Source organism: Neobacillus rhizophilus (assembly GCF_018343535.1).
GTDB lineage: Bacteria > Bacillota > Bacilli > Bacillales > Cytobacillaceae > Neobacillus > Neobacillus rhizophilus.
Genome location: NZ_JAGYPF010000005.1, coordinates 738,643 through 759,476, shown reverse-complemented (window position 1 = coordinate 759,476; position 20,834 = coordinate 738,643). Strand labels below are relative to the sequence as shown.

The window sequence follows — 20,834 nt, the reverse complement described above, 5'->3', positions numbered from 1 at the left end:
TTAAAGTGCCAGGCATTTTCTATGCATCTTGAAAATAATCCTTATAAAATCCGCCAATTTTGCCGGAGTTGTCAATAATGTAATAGAATTCTTCCGTTTCATTTTTTACATCGTACACTTTTCCAACAGTCAACATGTTTTTTACCATATATTTTTCAGCGTTTGTATGCACACATTTAACTTTTTTAATCGTTTCGCGTTCACGCCATTTCAGATGAATCATGCTTTCACCGTCCTTTTTTCTCGATTGTCCAAGTTTAAGTATAATCAAAAGGGCCGGTATCGTGCAACAACATTGAAAATATTATCTTTTCACTACTTCTTTGGCCTTCTCCCTTAACCGGTATTTTTGTATTTTCCCCGACGCTGTCATTGGATAGGAGTCAGTAAATTCTATATACCGCGGGATTTTATGTTTCGAGATTTTCCCTTTGCAGAATTCCCTGACCTCCTCAGCATTTGCCGCTTCCCCTTCTTTTAAAATGATCCAGGCCATTACCTCTTCCCCATACACTTCATCAGGGATTCCTACCACCTGGACATCTAAAATTTTGGGATTTGTATATAAAAATTCTTCAATTTCACGCGGATAAATATTTTCTCCGCCTCTTATAATCATATCCTTCAAACGTCCAGTGATTTTGCAGTAGCCGTTTTCATCCATGACCGCCAAGTCTCCTGTATGCAGCCAGCCCTCTTGATCAATCGCTTGTGTCGTTGCCTCGATATTTTTGTAGTAGCCTTTCATGACATGGTAGCCTCTGGTGCAAAGCTCACCCTGAACTCCACGCGGCACTTCCCTACTCGTTCCCGGTTCAACGATTTTCACCTCAACATTTGGCAGAGCTTTTCCGACTGTTTCTACCCGTAATTCAATGGGGTCATCTGTCCGCGTCTGGGTAATCACCGGTGAGGACTCTGTTTGTCCATAGGCAATCGTAATTTCCGTGGCCCCCATCCTTTCGATAACGGCTTTCATGACTTCAATCGGACAATTCGATCCAGCCATGATCCCGGTTCTTAAGGACGACAGGTTATACTTTTCAAACTCAGGATCATTCAGTTCCGCGATAAACATGGTCGGAACACCGTGAAGACCCGTGCATTTTTCATCTTGAACCGTCTGAAGTACCTTTTTCGTGCTGAATTCCTGTACCGGAACCATGGTAGCTCCTATAGTCATGCAAGCCATCGTGCCAAGAACACATCCGAAGCAGTGAAAAAATGGAACTGGTATACAAAGGCGGTCTTGAACGGTCAGCTTCATGCAATTTGCAATATTTAAGGCGTTATTAACAATATTATTATGGGTCAGCATAACCCCCTTGGGGAAACCTGTGGTTCCTGAAGTATATTGCATGTTAATCACATCATCCGGTTCAAGTGAGTTCATCCTGTCATCCAGTTCTTGATCTGAAACCAATTCACCTAAGCGAATAATATCTTCCCATGAAAAGGTACCCGGGTATCTCTTCTCCCCCAATATGATGACATTCTTAAGAAATGGCAGCTTGCTGCTTTTCAACCTGCCCGGTTCTGAAGTTTTTAATTCAGGTGCAATTTCGTAAAGCATATCGACATAAGAAGAATCCTTCATTTTATCCATTAAAATAATCGTAGTAGAGTCTGATTGTTTTAAAAGATATTCCAATTCTGCTGTTCGATAGTTTGTGTTTACCGTAACCAGTACTGCCCCCATCTTTCCGGTAGCAAATTGGGTAATCAGCCACTCAGGAGTGTTTGTCGACCATGCTGCAAGATGCTCTCCCTTTTCGATTCCAAGCTTCATTAAGCCTTTTGCAGCGGTCCGGCAAACTTGGTTGAACCTGCTGTAGGTCCATCTCAGATTCCGGTCTGAATACACGACTGCTTCATGCTCTGGGTGTAATTTTGCTTTTTCTTCTAACAGTTCTCCAACTGTTACAGTTAATAATTCCGACATCCTTACAACCCCCTAAAAACACTTAACTATTCAATAAAATAAAACGCTTACAAAATGTATGTTAACATATTTTTGTGAATATTCAATATTTTTCAAATATAGTATTTCCAATTATAGTAAACATAGCCCGTAATTAAGAATGACAAATTTGTGAAATTTTTATCAGTTAGGGTTCTCAAATCAATTGTAAACCATTACAATAGTAAAAACTGAATATTCAAATCCATTTTCCAAGGAGGGCATTCTTAATTGAAGATTATGAGTAATGAACAGCTAATTCTTTCGTATCGGGATGCATTGAAGTCTGGTAAGGAAAAGGAATGGATAAAAATTCTTAAAGATGAAATTGAACGACGTGGATTAAGACCATTTAAAAATCGCTAGACATTAAAAACCGCTGATCCGATTATCAGCGGTTTTTCTAATTAATTTTACATATTACCCTTCAAGCAGTAACGTTTCCGGGTCCTCAAGGAGTTTCTTAATTGTACTTAAAAAGCTTACAGCCTCTTTGCCATCGACAATTCGGTGATCATAAGAAAGGGCAACATACATCATCGGGCGATTCTCCATTTTGTCCTTGTCAACCGCCACAGGGCGAAGCTGGATTGTGTGCATGCCAAGAATCCCTACCTGCGGCCCGTTTAAAATTGGCGTTGAAAGTAATGACCCGAAAACCCCACCGTTCGTGATCGTAAAGGTGCCTCCTTGTAAATCCTTTAATGATAATTTATTTGCTCTTGCTTTTTCAGCAAGCTGCATAATATCACTTTCAATTTCAGCGAATGATTTTCGGTCGGCATCTCTAACAACCGGTACTACTAGACCTTCTTCTGCAGCTACAGCAATGCCAATATCATAAAACTTTTTAACTAAAATTTGATCGCCTTGAATTTCTGCATTTAAATAAGGGTATTTTTTCAATGCAGCAACTACAGCTTTTGTGAAGAAGGACATAAAGCCCAGCCGAACATCATGCTCTTCGAAAAATTTATCCTTTCGGCGTTTTCGCAGGTCCATTACCGCTGTCATGTCAATTTCATTAAAAGTTGTTAACATGGCGGTTGACTGCTTTACCTCGAGCAACCGCTTAGCAATGGTCTGGCGACGTCTGGACATTCTCTCATTGATAACTGGTTTTGCCGGATTTTCAACTTTCATTGGTTCCACTGATGTTTCCCTTTTAGGAGCTGACGGTCCAGCAGGGTTCATCCCAGACTGAAATAATGAGACATCTTGTTTTCTTAATCTTCCTAATGGGTCAGATGACGGGATTTCTTGTAAATTGATACCTTTCTCCCTAGCTAGTTTGCGGGCAGCAGGCGAAGCGATTGGGCGCTTTCCTGATTCCTCTTTTCTATCCTGCTGTATACCAGACCTCTCAACCGGACCTGTATTATTCGGCGGTGCAGGTGGAACCTCTGTTGGGACTACAGTTTGAAGCTGTGGAGCCGGTTCTGAGACAGCAGCAGGAGCGGCTTGCCCCACGCCCTCCTCAACCACAGCGATTGTTTCTCCGACACGTACGGTGTCTCCTTCAGAAAATTTCTGATCTGTCAGGGTACCGGAAAAATCGGATATGATTTCGATATTGACCTTATCCGTTTCCAATTCAACTAAATATTCACCCTTCTCAACATGTTCCCCTGTGTTTTTTAGCCACTTAGCAATTGTTCCTTCTGTGATTGATTCGGCTAACTCTGGGACTTTAATTTCAGCCATGGCTAGATCCTCCTTCTTCAGCCCTTGAAAGTGCAGCAGTAAGAATTTTCGATTGGATTAATTTATGAACGTTTGGTTCGCCTTCAGCAGGGCTTGACCGGCGCCTGCGGCCAATAAATTCAACCCTGATTCCAGCAGGTATTAGTTCATTAATCCGTGGTTCTACGAACGTCCAGGCACCCATATTTTTAGGCTCTTCCTGAACCCAAAGCACTTCATTTATATTCGGATATTTTGCAAAAATATTTTTCAAGTCTTTTGTCGGAAACGGATAGATTTCCTCCAGCCTAATCACCTGAAGCCAGTCAAATCCGCTTGGATCCTTGGTTTGCTCGGCGATGTCAATGGCTATTTTTCCCGAACACATAACAATCCGCTCGACCTTTTGATGATCTCTGGAGTGTGTAAAGTGCTCGATGACCGGTCTAAATTCCCCTTCACTTAATTCATAGCCGGACGACGATACAACCGGATTCCTTAATAAGCTTTTTGGAGACATGACCACAAGGGGCCTTACTTCCTCCTTACCGAGCATAGCAGCCTGACGGCGTAAAAGATGGAAATACTGTGCTGCTGTGGTAAGATTGACAACTGCCCAGTTTTTTTCGGAAGCAGACTGTAAATATCGCTCCAGCCTCGCACTAGAATGCTCCGGTCCTTGTCCTTCATATCCATGTGGAAGAAGGAGAACCAATCCAGATTTCTGTCCCCATTTTGCCCTCCCTGCCGCGATAAACTGATCAAACATAACCTGGGCCGCATTTGCAAAATCCCCATATTGGGCCTCCCAGATCACTAAAGTCTCCGGTGAAAAGACGTTATAGCCGTACTCAAAGCCAACCACCGCTGCTTCAGTTAAGGGACTGTTATATACGGCGAAGGAAGCTTTTGCCATTGATAATTGATGAAGAGGAAGAAACATCTTACCTGATTGATAATCGTGCAGGACTAGATTTCTTTGAGCAAAAGTTCCGCGTTCAGTGTCTTGTCCTGATATGCGGATAGGGACCCCATCTGCCAAAATAGAGGCAAAAGCAAGTGACTCTGCTAAAGCCCAATCGACTTTCCCTGTTTCATCAAATGCTTCTATTCTTCTTTTTAATATCTTTTCAAGTTTATTAAACACTTTAAATTCCTGCGGCCACTGCAGCAGCTCTTCGTTCATTTTTTTCAAAGTTTCAAGCGGCACTTTTGTTTCATATGTTGCTCTCTGTATATTGAATAATGGCGGTTCCGGTATCGTTATTTCTTCATCATGCTTAATTCTAGACACCTTATCATTTGCTTTAACAAGCCGTTCTTGAACATCCTTTTGAATTTTTGCGATAACCTCATCCGTTACAAGCCCTTCATTGCCAAGTTTCTTCCCGTAAAGTTCCTTCACAGTAGGATGCTTTTGAACAATGGTATACATTTGCGGGCTGGTTGTCATCGGCTCATCCATCTCGTTATGACCAAAACGACGATAACCAATTAAATCAATCAAGAAATCCTTTTTAAACACCGATCTGTATTCGGCAGCTAAAACAGCGGCGGCGATGCAGGCATCCGGGTCATCGGCGTTAACATGGATGATTGGAATTTCAAATCCCTTTGCCAAATCACTTGCATACCTAGTTGAACGTGAATCATGGGATTCAGTTGTGAATCCAATCATATTGTTGGAGATAATATGAATCGTTCCGCCGGTACGATAACCTCTTAAACTGCTTAAGTTTAAGGTTTCAGCCACAATCCCTTCACCAGGAAAAGCAGCATCGCCATGAATAAGAATGGCCAAGGCAGTCTTATAATCTTCAGTTGGATATCCCGATGCGCTTCTATCATCCTGTGCTGCTCTCGTGAACCCTTCTACCACTGCACCAACATATTCCAAGTGACTAGGATTATTAGCCAATGTAATTTTTGCCCTTACTGCATTTTCACCTGCAAGCTGCCGATTTAACCCGAGGTGGTATTTAACGTCACCGGTCCAGCCGAAGTTAATCCCAACGGACCCTTCAGAAGGAACAAGCTCCTTATTTGGCGCATGCTGAAATTCGGCGAAAATCATCTCATATGGTTTGCCTAGAACATGGGCAAGTACATTTAATCTGCCGCGGTGAGCCATTCCAATATTGATAAATTCCGCTCCATCCCGAACGGTCTCGGCAATTATTTCATCAATTATGGGAACCATAACGTCCAGCCCTTCAATGGAAAATCGCTTCTGCCCTACAAATGTTTTATGAAGGAATTTTTCAAATTCTTCTACTTCTGTAAGCCTTTTTAATATTTCTATTCGTTTCTCTTTTGGAAGCGGGGACTGGAGCCTTCCATTTTCAATCCTTTCAATTAGCCAGTTTCTTTCCGCGACATCATGGACATGATCAAATTCATATGCAATCGATTTTGTATACACTTCTTTTAGTTTCATATATGCATGAAATGCAGTTTGGCCCGATACCGGTCCATTTTCAGAAATAATCTGCCCGGGAAGACTCCTTAAATCATCTTCTGTCAGGCCATAGCTATTGAGGTCGAGATGAGAAATATCAGGTGTATAATTTCCCAATGGATAAATATTGGCAGCTAAATGGCCAAATGTTCGAATATTTTCAGCAAGTTTTATGGAAGCAAATATTTTTTCGGTTTGTAACGGTTCACCCTCTTGAATATTAGGCTTAATAGATACGAAGGAGGAAAATTCCTCATCATTCATTTCTTCAAAAAACATTCTCATTTCCGGTTCAATTGCAGTTGGGTCCTCTTTATACCTTTCAAATTGGTCAATGACATAACCTAAATTTGGACCAAGGAATTCATCCAAAATAGCCTTTCTATTTTCATTTGGCCCCTTCATCCATCAATCCCCCTTAAAACATATGTAAATTTCACTTTCACAATATACAGCATGAACCAAAATCACTATATCTTTATGTAATGTTTACATTTTAGTGTGTGTCATTCACGAACAAAAAATTTCGTAATTAAAGAAAAAAGCACACGTTCGAAAACGTGTGCTAAGTTAAGGCAAAATACTTATGAATTAACTGAAATAACAGGAAAAAAAGAAAGCTCTTCCAGCTTTATGGCAATTTTTTCAGCAGCATCCGAAGGATCTTCTGCAAAAATATCATAAAAATCCCCTATATAGTCCTGTCTGGCATGAGTGTAGCGGGGATCATAATAATGCTCGAGCAAAATGGTAATCATATCGTGATAATTCCGGTCTTTTAAGAATTTGCAAAGCATGTTTTTAATTTCCTGATCTTTAACACGCCTGATGACTTTTTCAATTCCTAAAGAGATTTTTTCATGAAACCAGGACTCTTGCTTGTATGGTAAAACATATTCAGATACCAAGTGCTTTACCCGCTGCTCAAGAGGGGAATGGATATAAATGTTTAGTCCTTTAAATTTAATATCCATCAATTCTTCAGGCTGTACGGCCTTACCAATTCGCTTACTTTCGGCTTCAACCAGGAAATAATCCGCGCCCTGAATTTCCCGAAGCCCAGCAAATAATAGGGAATCGAATGTTTTTTGATTATTGCCTTCTCCAAGACCAATTGTTCCAAATATAGAACCCCGATGGGCAGCCATTTCTTCCAAATCCAAAATAGGATAACCTTGTTTTTTCAATTGCTTTAAAACCTCTGTTTTACCAACCCCGGTCATTCCGTGAATGACAACAGCCTGATTCGGAACCATTGCTGGAATTTTCTCAAGGATATAATGACGATGGGCTTTATAACCGCCAATTAATCTCCATGCATATATTCCGGCAAATTCCAAAAAGGTTGCGACGGCTTTACTGCGCATACCGCCGCGCCAACAGTAAACAACAAGTTCTCCTTTTTCGGAATAGGATTTAATTTCACTCAACATCCTGGGGAGCTTTGGCGAAACCAATTCCATTGCTCGCCATTTTGCGGCTGCCTGGCCCTCGTGCTTATAGATCGTTCCTATTTCCTGCCGCTCCTCATTCGAAAACAAAGGCACATTAATGGCTCCTGCAATAGCGCCATCGTTAAATTCAATTGGTGAACGTACGTCAATAATGATTGGATTAGATAAATTCAATAAATCTTCTACTGTAATTTCCTTCATGTTTACATTAAACTCCTAGCTACTGTTTTGCTATATTTTGATGAAAAACAAACAAAACTTCCTCAATCCGGGAAGTTTTTTGAAGTCAAGTTCATTAAAGTAATTATATACAAATTATATAGGAGTTAAGCAAGCCTATCAAGAAATTAAGATTTCCATCCAACATTTTACATTATACTAATTTACCAAACGGTACTCCAACCAACATCTCCAATGCCTTTAGAAACCTTCCCCAATTAGCCGGGAAGCTCTCCATTCCGCCAAATTCGTAGGTTTTTTCCTGTGTTTTCAGGGTTACTGTCCAAAAGTTACCGTCAAGTACAATTCCATTTTCCTTTAGATAGGTTGGTTCCCATTCCCAAATTCTCATTGAGTAAATTTTTCTTTTAAATTGCTCTAGGCTCCCTGGCTTAAACACGGGAAGGGGTGAAAACGGATGCTGCTCTGGTTGATTTCTCCATTCGGTATAAACAAACCTTTCTTTAAGAAAGTTTATGCTGACATGATGAGAAATCCCTTCAAAACATTCCAAAGAAACGCTTAAAGAATATAATTGTTTGGTTGTTTCAGACACTCTCATACTTTTCTCATCCTCAAGAATATTAATTTCTTATACCCATTTGAGCAAATTATAATCAATATAAAAAAAAACGGATGTAACAATTGACACATTTTTACTTAAATGAAAACTCGCCGATTGGCGAGTCCGGTAGGACGAAGACAGAGGCGTAGTTGAAATTATGCCTTTCCTATTAGCGAAAAAAAAGGAGGCATCATCACTAGACGCCTCCTTCAATTTATGCGAATGTTTGTTTATAAATTGTCATGAATTCTTCCATTTCTTCTAGCTGGTTATTGGCAAAGTACTCGACAATTTTACTGCCAACTACTACTCCATCGCAATACTTCGTTATTTCCTTTATCTGCTCTTGACTTGAGATGCCAAAGCCCGCTAATACAGGAATTGGACTAACTTCCTTAACAGCTTGTAAAAATGAATGCAGTTCATTACCAAATTCGTTTCTTGTTCCTGTAATCCCTTTGACAGTAACGGTATATAAGAATCCCTTACCTTTATTAGAAATCTCTCTGATTCGTTCGATTGGTGTAGTCAGTGTTACGAGTCGAATCAATTCCACTTCCGCTTGTTCTAGCAGCGGGGCAATGATTGCCTCTTCATCCACAGGCAGGTCCGGAATAATGCAGCCTGCGACACCTGCCGTTTGAACATCACGGACAAATGTCTCAATTCCGTATGAATAAACAGGATTTAAATAGGTCATGAGAATAATAGGAATAGTGACCGATTCACGTGCTTTTGTGATTTCCTTGATTATCCCTTTTAATGATGTTCCATTTTGTAATGCTCTTATACCAGCGCGCTGAATAGTAGGACCATCAGCAACCGGGTCAGAGAAAGGAACACCCACTTCAATCGCCGTTGCCCCGAATTTTTCTAACAGTGCCAGCCTTTCAGGCAGGTTCTCCAAGCCGCCATCTCCGGCCATTATATAAGGCACAAAAGCTTTTTTGTTTTCCTTATTCAATTGTTGAAAAGCTTGTTCAATTCGATTCATTTTCCGCTGCCCCCTTTAAGTCTTGATTTGACTGCATCCACATCTTTATCTCCACGCCCTGATAAGCAGACTACAATATTTTGGCCGGCTCCAAGCTGACCAGCCAATTTTACAGCGAACGCAACCGCATGGGAGCTTTCAAGTGCCGGTATAATTCCTTCAAGCTTCGATAATAGCTGAAAGGCATCAAGGGCTTCTTTATCAGTTATCGAGTGATAGCTAGCCCGCCCGCTGTCCTTTAGATAGCTGTGCTCCGGCCCCACGCCCGGATAATCGAGCCCGGCAGAAATGGAATGTGCTTCTTGAATTTGGCCATCTTCGTTTTGCAAAACGTACATTAAGGCTCCATGCAAGACTCCCGGTCTCCCTTTTGTCAGCGACGCAGCATGAAATGGTGTATCAACGCCATGACCGGCGGCTTCCACACCAAAGAGTTTTACCTCTTCATCATCGATAAAAGGATAGAACATTCCCATCGCATTACTTCCGCCCCCAATACAGGCTACGACCGCATGAGGAAGGCTCCCGTTCCTAGCTAAGAATTGTTGTTTTGTTTCCATGCCGATGACACTTTGAAAATCCCTGACAATGACCGGAAATGGGTGTGGACCGGACACGGACCCCAATAAATAGTGGGTATCATCGACATTGGCGACCCAATACCTGAGGGCCTCATTTACGGCATCCTTTAAGGTCGCGCTGCCTGATGTTACACTGACAACCTTCGCCCCTAAAAGCTCCATCCGATACACGTTCAAGGCCTGCCGCCTGATGTCTTCCTCCCCCATAAAAATGATGCAATCAAGGTTTAACAGTGCACAAACGGTAGCTGTGGCAACTCCATGCTGGCCGGCGCCAGTTTCCGCTACAATTTTTCTTTTTCCCATACGGACAGCTAGCAGCGCCTGACCGATCGCGTTATTGATTTTATGGGCACCAGTATGGTTTAAATCTTCTCTTTTTAAATAAATATTGGCCCCCCCGGCATGCTTTGTCAGGTTTTCCGCAAAATAAAGCGGGGTTTCCCTGCCAACATATTCCTTTAGTAATCTATCAATCTCAGCTTGAAATTCCGGGTCATTTTTTGCCTCGTTGTAGGCTTCATTCAGTTCTGTTACAGCCTTCATTAGTGTTTCAGGAACAAATTTCCCGCCATATATGCCAAAATGTCCTTTTTCATTCGGTAATGTATAAGTACTCATCTAATATCCTCCTAGCGTTCGCTTTTTGCTTTTTCTAAAAATGCTTTTATTTTCGTCAGATCTTTTACCCCATCGGTTTCTACCCCGGAACTCACATCGACCATATATGGTTGAATGGTGTTTATGGCTGCTTCTACATTTTCTTGGTGCAGCCCTCCGGCCAGGATGACCTTTTTCCCCTCAAGGAGTCCGGCATTCACCTCACTCCATGTGAATGCTGTCCCGTTTCCCCCGTGGTATTTCCCTTTGGGGCCATCAAGAAGAATATACTCCGCAGGAAAATCCCTAAGTTCCGCTAATTTCTCATTTCCTTCAAAACTGGCAGCCTTGATCACCGGGAGCGAAAGGGACTCACTAAAGTTTTCCGATTCCTCTCCGTGCAGTTGAATATGAGTCAGGCCCGCAATTGCTGCAATCCGTTCAATTTCAGCTTGTGATTCATTGACAAAAACACCTACCTTAAATACTTCCTTAGGTAAAACGGAAATGATTTCTTGTGCCTTCTCAGCGGTTATTCTCCGCTTGCTTTTTGCAAACACGAAACCAAGTGCATCAGCACCATACTCCACTGCCGCAAGTCCAGTGTTCACATCCATAATCCCGCAGATTTTTACTTTCATGGCCGTGCACCTTCTATTAGCGGCAATTGGAAATCCGAAAAGGTTTTCTTTAGGTTTGCACTTTTCATAAAGGCTTCCCCGACAAGGATGCCATTTGCTCCAGCATTTCTAACCCGGTTAACATCTTCCTGGCTATGAAGCCCACTTTCACTTATTAAGAAAGCACCTGATTGTTTCACCGCCGCTGCTAATTTTTCAGTAACTTCAAGTGAAACTTGAAAGGTTTTTAAGTCACGGTTATTCACGCCAATCAGCTTTGCCCCGGTCTTTAGGGCCGTTTCCAATTCCGCCTGATTGTGAACCTCCACCAAAACCTCTAGACCTAAGTTTGTGGCATATTGATATAATTCGGTTAATTTTTTTTCTTCAAGCGCAGCGACAATCAATAGGATGATGTCAGCCCCATGTGCGCAGGCGTTATTGATTTGCAGCGGATCGATAATAAAGTCTTTGCAAAGGATCGGCAGCTGCACTGTTTCCCTTACCGCTATTAAATCTTCAAAAGACCCTTTAAAGAAAGTTTGGTCAGTTAAAACGGAGATGGCGCTGGCACCGGATTGTTCGTAAATGGAAGCCTGTACAGCCGGTTCCACACCATTATTAATCATTCCTTTCGAAGGTGAAGCCCGCTTGAATTCCGCAATAATAGATATTTGCTGTGACTTTTGAAGCTTATCAAGCAACGATCTTTTTTCACGATCTATTGCCGGATAAAAAACACTCTGATTCTGCAAGAGAGCCAGTTCCTGTTTCTTTTGTTCAATAATTCGGTCTAATATCGTTGTCACTTATATCGCCTCTCTTTGCATTGCTCGTGATTTTTCAATTAATACTTCTAATTTGTGATATGCTGCTCCGGAATCAATGACTTCTGCGGCTAGTTTTATACCCTCTTTAATGGTGTCTGCCTTTCCGGCTGTTAAAATACCAAGGCCAGCATTTAGGAGTACGGTATCTCGATAAGGCCCCTTTGTACCTCTTAGCACATTCCGTAAGATTTCTCCGTTTTCCGTCGAATCGCCGCCTTTAATGAAGCTATTATCATAGGTTGGCAGACCAACATCTTCAGGATAAAAGGATTGGCTTGTGATGACCCCATCTTCTAAAATAGTTAAATGGTTTTCTCCCTGCAGGGATGCCTCATCCATAAAGCCGGCTCCATTTAGGACAATCGCCCGCTTGCGTCCAAGCAGATTTAACACCTCCGCAAAAACTGGCAAAAGATCACGGCGATACACGCCTAGAAGTTGATAGTCCAATTCGATCGGATTTGTCAAAGGCCCGATAAAGTTAAAAATAGTCGGGATTTTCAACTGTCTCCTAACGGTCGTCACTTTTTTCAACTTTGGATGCACATGTGGTGCAAATAAAAAGGCAATCCCGATTTCGCTTAGGATCTCTTCCGTACTTTCGGCTGGTAAATTAAGATTAACGCCTAAGTATTCCAGAACGTCAGCGCTTCCTGTCTTACTGGAAACACTTCGATTTCCATGTTTAGCAACTGGTATTCCAGCCGCAGCGAGGACAAAAGCAGAAGTAGTACTTACATTAAAGCTTGAAGAACCGTCACCGCCAGTTCCGCAATTATCCAAAGCATTCGGAAACTTCTTTCTAAATGACAATGTCTTTCCTTTTAACGCTTTTACAATGCCAACAATTTCATCAACTGTTTCACCTTTGGATTTAAGTCCCATTAAAAAAGCGGCAATTTCTGATTCCGATACCTCTTCACCTAATATAAAATCAACTGCTTCCTTCATCTCGTTTTCAGAGAATGACCGTTTTTCAGCTAACTGTAGTAAATATTCCTTCATTTGTATCCATCCTTCCTATTTCAAGTAAGAAATTTTTAAGCATTTGTTTTCCTAATGGAGTCCCAATAGATTCTGGATGAAACTGGAGCCCGTAAACCGGGTAATCCTGGTGTTTAATAGCCATAACCTCGTTATCATCCATGGAATGAGCAATACACTCAAGTTCTGGCGGCATCGTAACTTTTTCAATTTTTAATGAATGGTAACGCATCACTTCCAATGGTGAGGATAAATAATTGAAAATGCCGCTGCCATTATGATTGATGAACGAAGTTTTGCCATGTTTAATTTGTTTTGCTCTGTTAATTTCACTTCCGAAGGCTGCTCCAATTGCCTGATGCCCAAGACAAATTCCTAAAATAGGAATTTTATTATAGAAGTTGTTAATTATTTCGATACAAACACCTGCATCCTCCGGTTTACCAGGACCTGGTGAGAGGATTATTGCTTTTGGATTCAAAGCCTTGATTTCCTCTAGACTAATCTGGTTATTTCGATAAACTGCAGCTTCTTCCCCTAATTCTCCCAAATACTGATAAAGGTTGAAGGTAAATGAGTCAAAGTTATCAATGAGTAATATCATCCCAGGGTTCCCTCCAAAAATGCTTTTAATTTATTTAAGGTTTCCTCATATTCCGATTCAGGATCGGAATCATGGACAATGCCGGCACCAGCTTGAATAAATGCCTTTCCGTCTTTTAATATCATCGTCCGAATCGCAAGGGCAAAGTCCATGTTTCCATTCACTGAAAAGTAACCAATCGCTCCCGAATAGAGACCTCGTTTTGATTTTTCAAGTGTGTTAATGATTTCCATCGCCCTAACCTTTGGTGCTCCTGATACTGTTCCGGCCGGGAGGCAGGCAGCAAGTGCGTCAAGCGCGTTTTTATCTGACAGGAGGGTTCCGCTGATTTCTGAAACGATGTGCATAACATGGCGGAACTTTTCAATGGCCATGTACCGGTCAACCTGAACGGAACCAAATTCGCAAACCTTTCCCAAATCATTTCTGCCAAGATCGACGAGCATCTTATGTTCAGCCAATTCTTTTTCATCAGTCAATAATTCCTTTTGTATGGCTTCATCTTCAACAGTAGTTTGTCCTCGTCTTTTTGTTCCGGCTATCGGATTGGCTATGACTGATTTACCTCTCGTCTTAATTAAGCTCTCAGGCGATGAACCAATCACGGTATAGTCTTCAAAGTCGATATAGAACATATATGGCGTCGGGTTATTAGCCCTGTGTTTACGATAAAGCGATAATGGAGAGCCTTCAAAGACTGCTTTCATCCTTCTCGATAGGACAACCTGGAAAATATCTCCTTCTAAAATATGCTCTTTAGCAATTTCAACATTCTTGATAAAGGCTTCCTTAGAAATTTCCGATTCAAATCCTGACAAGCTAAAACTATTCTCTTCATCATAAACATTTGGTGTTTTTAATTCCTGAAGCCTTTTGTCGATTCTCATTTCAATACTTGCACTGTCTGAATCATCCTGAAGAGGAATACCGACGATAAAAACCCTCTCCTCAAGATGATCAAAGACGATCACTTCCTCATACACCATTAGGTGGACATCCGGCATATTCAAACTGTTCGGGTATTCCTTACCAATCACTTCATACTGTCGGATAATATCGTAGCCGACATAGCCAATTGCCCCGCCGATAAACGGAAATGGCAGCTCATCAAGTTTTACCGCAGGCAGAAGATTATCTATAACGTCTAATGGATTTCCGCTTATTTGCTGCGTTTGCCCATTTCTTTTAATCACGCGGTTTTCCTTTCCTATGGAAACAAGCTCAATGGCTGGGTCTGCGCCAATAAAGGAATAGCGGCCGGAATCATTGTATTTATGGGAACTTTCCAGTAAGAATTTCTTCTTTCCGCTGATTTTTTGCAAAATGGAAATGGGTGTTAGAGTATCACCGCTTATTTCTTTCATAAAAATAGCCATTTTAATGTTCATCGTTTTGACTCCCTTCAGAAAATAAAAAAGTCCCCTATATCCATAACATGGTTATGAATATAGAGGACGAATCTCTCGGATCGTGGTGCCACCTCATTTTGAAGCAATTAGTTTGCTTCCTCGTTTCAGATACAGAGCGAATAACTCGATATCCTATCCTTTTAACGGTGGAACTCCGTACATCCCTACTCTAGTTCAAGATGTCTCTCGCAAGTCCATTCGGCAAATCCTTTCTTATCGGGCTCACACCATTCCCCGACTCTCTGGAAAGAAATAAATATGCGTACTCCTCTTGCTCATCGATTTCATTATTTTTTTGACAATAAAAAAGGGCCTCTCGTCCATAAAAAGGACGGGAGACCCGTGGTGCCACCTTCATTAGCTAACTAATTAGCTCACTTTACCGATATCAAAGATAAATACTTTAATATCTGTCTCATGTAACGATGAGATTTCGCCAAAGCCTACTGGTCCCCTTATGGAAGGTTCGGTTTGGAGGCTCAGAAGTCCATTCACTTAAACGTCATCACTGATTTTCACCAACCATCAGCTCTCTTTTGAATCCGTAAAAGCTACTACTCTTCATCACTGCCGCAAGTTCATTTTGTTGTTTTTTATGTTATTACAATAACCAGTATATTGTCAAGGGATTAATTTTAGAATTATCGAATTTTTCATAAAAACTTTTAATTTCCCTTACCATTAAAAGGATTACTTCCTTAAGTTTTTTTAAATCAAAATAGTGAATATTAACAGTACAAAGAAAAAAGGCGGGATAGAGGATAAATGGAACACATTGAACAATTGTGGAATAATCCACGGACCGCTAAAAAGAAGCAATCAAAGGCTGGCCAAAATCGCTCAAGTGAGATATCTAGCAAGAAGTGGGCAATTCTATCTATATCTTCCATTCCATTAGTCATGACTTTAGGAAATTCCATGTTAATTCCGGTATTACCGGCATTGGAGAAAGAATTATCCATTTCTTCCTTTCAGTCGAGTTTAATTATAACTGTTTATTCGATCGTTGCCATTATCTTAATACCAGTTGCCGGCTATTTATCTGATCATATCGGCAGGAAAAAAGTAATTATCCCGAGTTTAATTATCGCCGCGCTCGGGGGGTTGCTTTCGGGATGGGCTTCCTGGAAATTGGACGCTTACTGGCTGGTTTTAGTCGGCCGTGCACTTCAAGGGGTTGGTGCAGCTGGGGCATTTCCGATTGTCCTGCCGCTAGTCGGTGATATGTTTAAAAATGAGGATGATGTGAGCACCTGCTTAGGAATCATCGAAACCTCCAATACGTTTGGCAAGGTTCTAAGTCCCATTTTCGGAGCAATTTTAGCTGGGTTTATCTGGTTTTTGCCGTTTTTCTCGATCCCTGTGTTCTGTCTTATTTCAGTACTTATGATGGTATTTCTTGTTAAATCACCGCAAAAAAAGCAAAAAACAATCCCATTTAGGGATTTCTTTATGAATGTTAAAAATACTTTTGCTGAAAGCGGTCGTTGGCTATATGCCATCTTTTTTATTGGCGGCATTCTTATGCTTGTTCTGTTTGGCATCTTATTTTACCTATCAGAAGTGTTTGAAAAAGAATATGGCATTAAAGATCTTAAGAAAGGGTTCTTTTTGGCATTACCTCTTGGAGCACTTTGCTTATCCTCCTTTATCGGCGGAAAGGTGATTAAAAAAAATAAAGTGTTAATGAAGTGGTTAACATTTGGCGGAATTCTTGCTGCAGGGCTTTCTATTGCAGCCTTATGGATTTCCATTAAGCTTTGGTTTATGATTTGCATGTTTCTGATTGCGGGGATTGGCATTGGTCTAGGCCTCCCCTCTCTTGATGCGCTTATTACCGAGGGGGTCGAAAAGAAAGAGCGGGGTACCATTACCTCTCTTTACAGTTCCATGAGGTTTATTGGCGTTGCAGCCGGACCTCCGATTATCGCTTTATTGATGAAGTTTCCGAACCACTGGATTTTTATTTTAATGAGCAGTTTAAGCATCTTGGCAGCAATTGTGGCTCTTTTCGCAATTAAGCCACCTCCTGAAAAAAAATGAAAACTCGCCGATTGGCGAGTCCGATAGGACGGTTCATGAGGCGTAGTTGAATTTATGCTTACCTATTAGCAATCGAGTAGAGGGAAAATAAAGCAGTTTATTTTCGCCCCTCTCACAACACCGTACGAACGGATCGCGTATACGGCGTTTCAATTTATATTACAGTGTGTACTTTTAAGTAACGTTCAAGAGCAGAGGGTATCCCCCTCTGCTTTAGTCTTTTGTTTGAGATTGCTCTTTGAACAACTTTCGATAACCCGATATACCGGTAACCTTTCCGGCAGAACGTTAATCCTTTTGCTTCTTCTTCGGGTATACCTAGTTGGATTAGCGACTTGATTTGTTTTCTAGGAACTTTCCATTGTTTCCAAATGATTACTCTTATTCTTGAGCGTAATTTCATATCTATTTGGGTCATTGCTTTTCTCATGTTTGCAATTCTAAAGTAGTTCACCCATCCAAAAATGACTTGTTTAAGCTTAAGAATTCTGAAATCTAGAGAGACGCTCCCGTTTCGTTTTGTAAGTTGTCGTAGCTTTCTTTGAAATTTCTGTAATGACTTTGGGTGAGGTTTCACTTGGTATCTCTCAGTTTTGAAGTCATAGTAGTATCCAAATCCTAAGAATTTTAACTCTTTAGGGCGAGAGATTTTACTCTTTTCTGCATTAACTATCAACCCTAATTTTCCTTCTATAAATCTCACGATTGATTTCATCACTCTGTTTGCTGCTTGCTCGCTCTTCACAAAGATTAGGGAGTCATCCGCATATCTAACGAAACGCAATCCTCTACTTTCTAGTTCCTTATCTAGTTCGTTTAACATAATATTACTCAATAATGGACTGAGGTTTCCTCCTTGCGGAGTCCCGACGGGAGTCTCTTTATATTTCCCATTTACCATAACTCCACTTACTAAGTATTTTCTGATTAACGAGATGACATCACCATCATCGATTGTGTTTGCGATAATTCGCATGAGTTTATCATGATGAACTGTATCGAAGAATCTTTCAAGGTCAATGTCTACTACCCAATCGTGTCCATCATTCAGAATTTCCAAACTTTTTATAATAGCCATCTCACAGCTTCTTTTTGGTCTAAAGCCGTAACTGAATTCGCTGAATTGCTTTTCGAATATCGGACTGAGAACTTGATGAATTGCTTGTTGAACTACTCTATCCACTACTGTTGGTATTCCCAACATGCGCATCTTGCCATTTTCTTTTGGGATTTCCACTCTTAAGGCAGCTTGTGGTTGGTATTTTCTTGTTCTGATGCGCTGACGTAGCTCATCTTTGTTCTCTTTCAGATATCGCTTCAGTTCATCGACTGTTATTCCATCAATCCCACTAGCACCTTTGTTTTTATAGACACGTAAGTAGGCTTCATTCATATTTTGATTGCTTAGAATCTGTTCTAAAAGTTCCACACTCGTTTCTCCTTTCCTCTCACGTAATAAGTGATAGCTCCATTTTGGTTATCCTTTGAGATACGCTCATACTTTCCCCATTAACACATTCGGAGTACGTCACTTATGCATTCGTGGCGTTGAAACACTATAAATTGTTCAGCCCTTCATGAACTAATTTCACTACTATGGCTTCTGCTGACTTCTTGCGGCTAACCTTTTTCGACTGTACTAGTTGTACACCCGCAAGACCTCCCAGGGTAAGACAACAATCTTTCCTCTTTTACTCGCCTGATTTACTCTACAAAGTTACGCACATCTTTTGGACTTTGACTTGAATTGGAGCCTCATCCCTTTGTAAAGCCTTAGTATCAGATTTCTGTTCGTCGAGCCAAGATTTTATTCCACGCTTCCTCCAGCCCTTACCTCACGATAAGTACCTTGCGCTTCCTTAGTGGTTGGTTGATGTGTACCCCCACAGTGGACTTTCACCACCTAGATAGTTGCCATGCCTGGCACACAATTAAAAGCCGGCAAGATGCCGGCTTTTCCTTATTTAACAGGTTTTTTCAAGAATCCAATCAATAATGCTGAGACCACAGCTCCGATAAGAATGGCCAAAGCATACATAAGGGCACTGTTTTCAACTAGCGGCACTACGAAGATTCCGCCGTGTGGTGCTCTTAAACCGATATGAAAAGCCATCGAAAGGGCTCCAGCAACAGCAGAACCGGCCATAACGGATGGGATCACCCGGAATGGGTCTGCTGCCGCAAATGGAATCGCACCTTCTGTAATAAATGATAATCCCATTACATAGCAAGCCTTACCCGCATCTCGTTCCTCAGTCGTAAACTTATTCTTAAATAGTGTAGTGGCAATCGCAATTCCTAATGGCGGCACCATGCCTGCCGCCATTACCGCAGCCATTGGTTCGTAAACGCCACTCGCCAGCAAGCCTGTACCGAATACATAGGCCGCTTTATTAATAGGGCCGCCCATATCAAACGACATCATTAAACCTAATACAATCCCTAAAAGAACAGCGTTTCCAGTCCCAAGACCTGTCAGCCAATGCGTAATCTCTGTATTTAACCACGCTACCGGTTTGTTAACAACATAATGCATAATAAATCCAGTAATGGCGATCCCTAAAAGTGGATAAATTAAGATTGCTTTGATTCCTTCCAGCGACTTTGGAAGTCCGGCAAACACTTTCTTTAGAAGTAGAACAATATAACCAGCCAAGAATCCGGCAATTAACCCGCCTAGGAAGCCCGCGCCGCCGTTTGCCGCCATCATACCGCCAACCATACCGGCTGCAAAACCAGGGCGGTCTGCAATGCTGAGGGCAATAAATCCAGCTAGAACAGGTACAATCAGTTTAAATGCGTTGTCGCCGCCAATGGTCATTAATGCAGCAGCAATCGGATTATAGGATGGATCGTCCGGCTTAAAGGAGTTATAGCCAAACATAAAGCAGATTGCAATTAGGATTCCACCCCCAACAACAAATGGAAGCATGTTTGACACACCGTTCATTAAGTGCTTGTAAAAGTCCATTTTTGAATCTTTTTGCGCTGATTTTTGAGTACCTTCAGTGCCGCTGCCATTGTAGACTGGAGCGTCCTTTTTTAAAGCTCGTTCGATTAATTGCTCCGGACGCCGGATGCCATCAGCAACCGCCGTCTGTATGACATGTTTTCCTTTAAACCGTTCCATTTCGACATTGATATCGGCAGCTATAATAATTGCTGTTGCATTTTCAATTTCCTCTTTGGTCAACACATTTTTGGCGCCGCCAGAACCGTTGGTTTCAACCTTGATATTGACACCCAATTCAGCAGCTTTGGCCTTTAAGGAATCTGCCGCCATATAAGTATGGGCGATACCGGTTGGGCATCCAGTCACTGCTACAATTGAATTCTTTTTCGTTTCAGGTACTGTTGCCTCCGCTTTCTCCTCTTTATCAAAACGGTTGATGATATCTATTATTTCATCCGCAGATGCGGCCTTTAATAACTCATATCGGACTTCAGCTTTCATTAACAATCCGGACAGACGTGCCAGGGCTTCCAGATGAGTGTTATTAGCCCCTTCTGGTGCAGCAATCATGAAGAATAAATGGGCAGGCTTTCCGTCCAACGATTCATAGTCAACACCGGCAACGGATTTACCAAAGGCAATAGCTGCTTCTTTAACTGCCGCCGTTTTTGCGTGTGGAATCGCAATTCCGTCGCCGATTCCTGTTGTACTTTGGCCTTCTCTTTTTAAAATGGCGGATTTGAAATCATTGTGGTTTGTTATTTTTCCCGCCTTCAGCAATACATCGACAAGCTGATCAATCGCTTCATCTTTCTGTTTACCGTCAATATTTAAGAGGATCGTATCTTTTGTAAGCAATTCAGTAATTTTCATTTTG

At 41.4% G+C, this 20,834-nt stretch carries 17 protein-coding genes and 2 other annotated features; of the genes, 2 read left to right on the top strand and 15 right to left on the bottom strand.

What is annotated here, in order from left to right; genetic code table 11:
- Window positions 1–19 precede the first annotated feature (19 nt).
- Both KHA99_RS26815 and KHA99_RS26810 read right to left on the bottom strand, forming a co-directional pair.
- Window positions 20–223, bottom strand: coding sequence for a DUF6501 family protein (locus KHA99_RS26815; protein ID WP_213120533.1), 204 nt, complete (start codon window positions 221–223; stop codon window positions 20–22).
- A gap of 81 nt (window positions 224–304) precedes the next feature.
- On the bottom strand, window positions 305–1,942 hold the full coding sequence (locus tag KHA99_RS26810) for an AMP-binding protein (protein WP_213120532.1): 1,638 nt from the start codon (window positions 1,940–1,942) through the stop codon (window positions 305–307).
- 258 nt (window positions 1,943–2,200) lie between these two features.
- Here KHA99_RS26810 and sda point away from each other — a divergent pair, with 258 nt between their 5' ends.
- Window positions 2,201–2,326: a sporulation histidine kinase inhibitor Sda gene (gene sda, locus KHA99_RS26805; RefSeq protein ID WP_372447641.1), complete on the top strand. Its 126-nt coding sequence runs from the start codon at window positions 2,201–2,203 to the stop codon at window positions 2,324–2,326.
- Between the two features lie 54 nt (window positions 2,327–2,380).
- On the opposite strand, the gene odhB is transcribed toward sda, so the two are convergent.
- The 11 genes from odhB to trpE form a co-directional block, all read right to left on the bottom strand.
- Complete coding sequence (odhB, locus tag KHA99_RS26800; RefSeq protein ID WP_213120530.1) at window positions 2,381–3,664, bottom strand: 2-oxoglutarate dehydrogenase complex dihydrolipoyllysine-residue succinyltransferase; 1,284 nt, start codon at window positions 3,662–3,664, stop codon at window positions 2,381–2,383.
- Window positions 3,657–6,506 (bottom strand): 2-oxoglutarate dehydrogenase E1 component, encoded by a 2,850-nt coding sequence (locus tag KHA99_RS26795; protein WP_213120529.1) that lies wholly within the window; start codon window positions 6,504–6,506, stop codon window positions 3,657–3,659. The genes odhB and KHA99_RS26795 overlap by 8 nt, the downstream gene beginning before the upstream one ends.
- Before the next feature lie 179 nt (window positions 6,507–6,685).
- The gene (mnmH, locus tag KHA99_RS26790; RefSeq protein WP_213120528.1) at window positions 6,686–7,756 is read right to left on the bottom strand and encodes a tRNA 2-selenouridine(34) synthase MnmH; all 1,071 of its coding nucleotides are present in this window, start codon (window positions 7,754–7,756) and stop codon (window positions 6,686–6,688) included.
- Between the two features lie 172 nt (window positions 7,757–7,928).
- Window positions 7,929–8,336: a hypothetical protein gene (locus tag KHA99_RS26785; protein WP_213120527.1), complete on the bottom strand. Its 408-nt coding sequence runs from the start codon at window positions 8,334–8,336 to the stop codon at window positions 7,929–7,931.
- 217 nt (window positions 8,337–8,553) lie between these two features.
- On the bottom strand, window positions 8,554–9,333 hold the full coding sequence (trpA, locus tag KHA99_RS26780; protein WP_213120526.1) for a tryptophan synthase subunit alpha: 780 nt from the start codon (window positions 9,331–9,333) through the stop codon (window positions 8,554–8,556).
- Window positions 9,330–10,535 carry a tryptophan synthase subunit beta gene (gene trpB, locus KHA99_RS26775; RefSeq protein ID WP_213120525.1) on the bottom strand — a complete coding sequence of 402 codons (1,206 nt, stop codon included), beginning with the start codon at window positions 10,533–10,535 and terminating at the stop codon, window positions 9,330–9,332. Before trpB ends, trpA begins: the two co-directional genes overlap by 4 nt.
- Window positions 10,536–10,546: 11 nt before the next feature.
- Entirely contained in the window at window positions 10,547–11,155 is a 609-nt protein-coding gene (locus KHA99_RS26770) for a phosphoribosylanthranilate isomerase (protein ID WP_213120524.1), read from the bottom strand.
- Window positions 11,152–11,943, bottom strand: a complete 792-nt coding sequence (gene trpC, locus KHA99_RS26765; RefSeq protein WP_213120523.1) for an indole-3-glycerol phosphate synthase TrpC — start codon at window positions 11,941–11,943, stop codon at window positions 11,152–11,154. Before trpC ends, KHA99_RS26770 begins: the two co-directional genes overlap by 4 nt.
- Window positions 11,944–12,969: an anthranilate phosphoribosyltransferase gene (gene trpD, locus KHA99_RS26760; protein ID WP_213120522.1), complete on the bottom strand. Its 1,026-nt coding sequence runs from the start codon at window positions 12,967–12,969 to the stop codon at window positions 11,944–11,946. It abuts the gene before it with no gap.
- Complete coding sequence (locus tag KHA99_RS26755; RefSeq protein ID WP_213120521.1) at window positions 12,941–13,552, bottom strand: anthranilate synthase component II; 612 nt, start codon at window positions 13,550–13,552, stop codon at window positions 12,941–12,943. Before KHA99_RS26755 ends, trpD begins: the two co-directional genes overlap by 29 nt.
- A complete protein-coding gene (gene trpE, locus KHA99_RS26750; protein ID WP_213120520.1) occupies window positions 13,549–14,940 on the bottom strand; it encodes an anthranilate synthase component I in 1,392 nt (463 codons plus the stop codon). Before trpE ends, KHA99_RS26755 begins: the two co-directional genes overlap by 4 nt.
- Before the next feature lie 59 nt (window positions 14,941–14,999).
- Window positions 15,000–15,249: a binding site (T-box leader), on the bottom strand.
- Window positions 15,250–15,285: 36 nt separating this feature from the next.
- Window positions 15,286–15,538, bottom strand: a binding site (T-box leader).
- 188 nt (window positions 15,539–15,726) lie between these two features.
- Here trpE and bcbE point away from each other — a divergent pair.
- Window positions 15,727–17,004, top strand: a complete 1,278-nt coding sequence (gene bcbE / locus KHA99_RS26745) for a bacillibactin exporter BcbE (protein ID WP_213120519.1) — start codon at window positions 15,727–15,729, stop codon at window positions 17,002–17,004.
- 154 nt (window positions 17,005–17,158) lie between these two features.
- On the opposite strand, the gene ltrA is transcribed toward bcbE, so the two are convergent.
- Together ltrA and KHA99_RS26735 are read right to left on the bottom strand one after the other, a co-directional pair.
- Window positions 17,159–18,433, bottom strand: coding sequence for a group II intron reverse transcriptase/maturase (gene ltrA, locus KHA99_RS26740; protein WP_213115845.1), 1,275 nt, complete (start codon window positions 18,431–18,433; stop codon window positions 17,159–17,161).
- Window positions 18,434–18,964: 531 nt separating this feature from the next.
- Window positions 18,965–20,830: a PTS fructose transporter subunit IIABC gene (locus KHA99_RS26735; RefSeq protein ID WP_213120518.1), complete on the bottom strand. Its 1,866-nt coding sequence runs from the start codon at window positions 20,828–20,830 to the stop codon at window positions 18,965–18,967.
- Window positions 20,831–20,834 lie beyond the last annotated feature (4 nt).

What these genes read in the sequence shown, in the direction of transcription:
- KHA99_RS26815 (WP_213120533.1), bottom strand. Translation starts at nt 223, where the DNA reads ATGATTCATCTGAAATGGCGTGAACGCGAAACGATTAAAAAAGTTAAA.
- KHA99_RS26810 (WP_213120532.1), bottom strand. Translation starts at nt 1,942, where the DNA reads ATGTCGGAATTATTAACTGTAACAGTTGGAGAACTGTTAGAAGAAAAA.
- sda (WP_372447641.1), top strand. Translation starts at nt 2,201, where the DNA reads ATGAGTAATGAACAGCTAATTCTTTCGTATCGGGATGCATTGAAGTCT.
- odhB (WP_213120530.1), bottom strand. Translation starts at nt 3,664, where the DNA reads ATGGCTGAAATTAAAGTCCCAGAGTTAGCCGAATCAATCACAGAAGGA.
- KHA99_RS26795 (WP_213120529.1), bottom strand. Translation starts at nt 6,506, where the DNA reads ATGAAGGGGCCAAATGAAAATAGAAAGGCTATTTTGGATGAATTCCTT.
- mnmH (WP_213120528.1), bottom strand. Translation starts at nt 7,756, where the DNA reads ATGAAGGAAATTACAGTAGAAGATTTATTGAATTTATCTAATCCAATC.
- KHA99_RS26785 (WP_213120527.1), bottom strand. Translation starts at nt 8,336, where the DNA reads ATGAGAGTGTCTGAAACAACCAAACAATTATATTCTTTAAGCGTTTCT.
- trpA (WP_213120526.1), bottom strand. Translation starts at nt 9,333, where the DNA reads ATGAATCGAATTGAACAAGCTTTTCAACAATTGAATAAGGAAAACAAA.
- trpB (WP_213120525.1), bottom strand. Translation starts at nt 10,535, where the DNA reads ATGAGTACTTATACATTACCGAATGAAAAAGGACATTTTGGCATATAT.
- KHA99_RS26770 (WP_213120524.1), bottom strand. Translation starts at nt 11,155, where the DNA reads ATGAAAGTAAAAATCTGCGGGATTATGGATGTGAACACTGGACTTGCG.
- trpD (WP_213120522.1), bottom strand. Translation starts at nt 12,969, where the DNA reads ATGAAGGAATATTTACTACAGTTAGCTGAAAAACGGTCATTCTCTGAA.
- KHA99_RS26755 (WP_213120521.1), bottom strand. Translation starts at nt 13,552, where the DNA reads ATGATATTACTCATTGATAACTTTGACTCATTTACCTTCAACCTTTAT.
- trpE (WP_213120520.1), bottom strand. Translation starts at nt 14,940, where the DNA reads ATGAACATTAAAATGGCTATTTTTATGAAAGAAATAAGCGGTGATACT.
- bcbE (WP_213120519.1), top strand. Translation starts at nt 15,727, where the DNA reads ATGGAACACATTGAACAATTGTGGAATAATCCACGGACCGCTAAAAAG.
- KHA99_RS26735 (WP_213120518.1), bottom strand. Translation starts at nt 20,830, where the DNA reads ATGAAAATTACTGAATTGCTTACAAAAGATACGATCCTCTTAAATATT.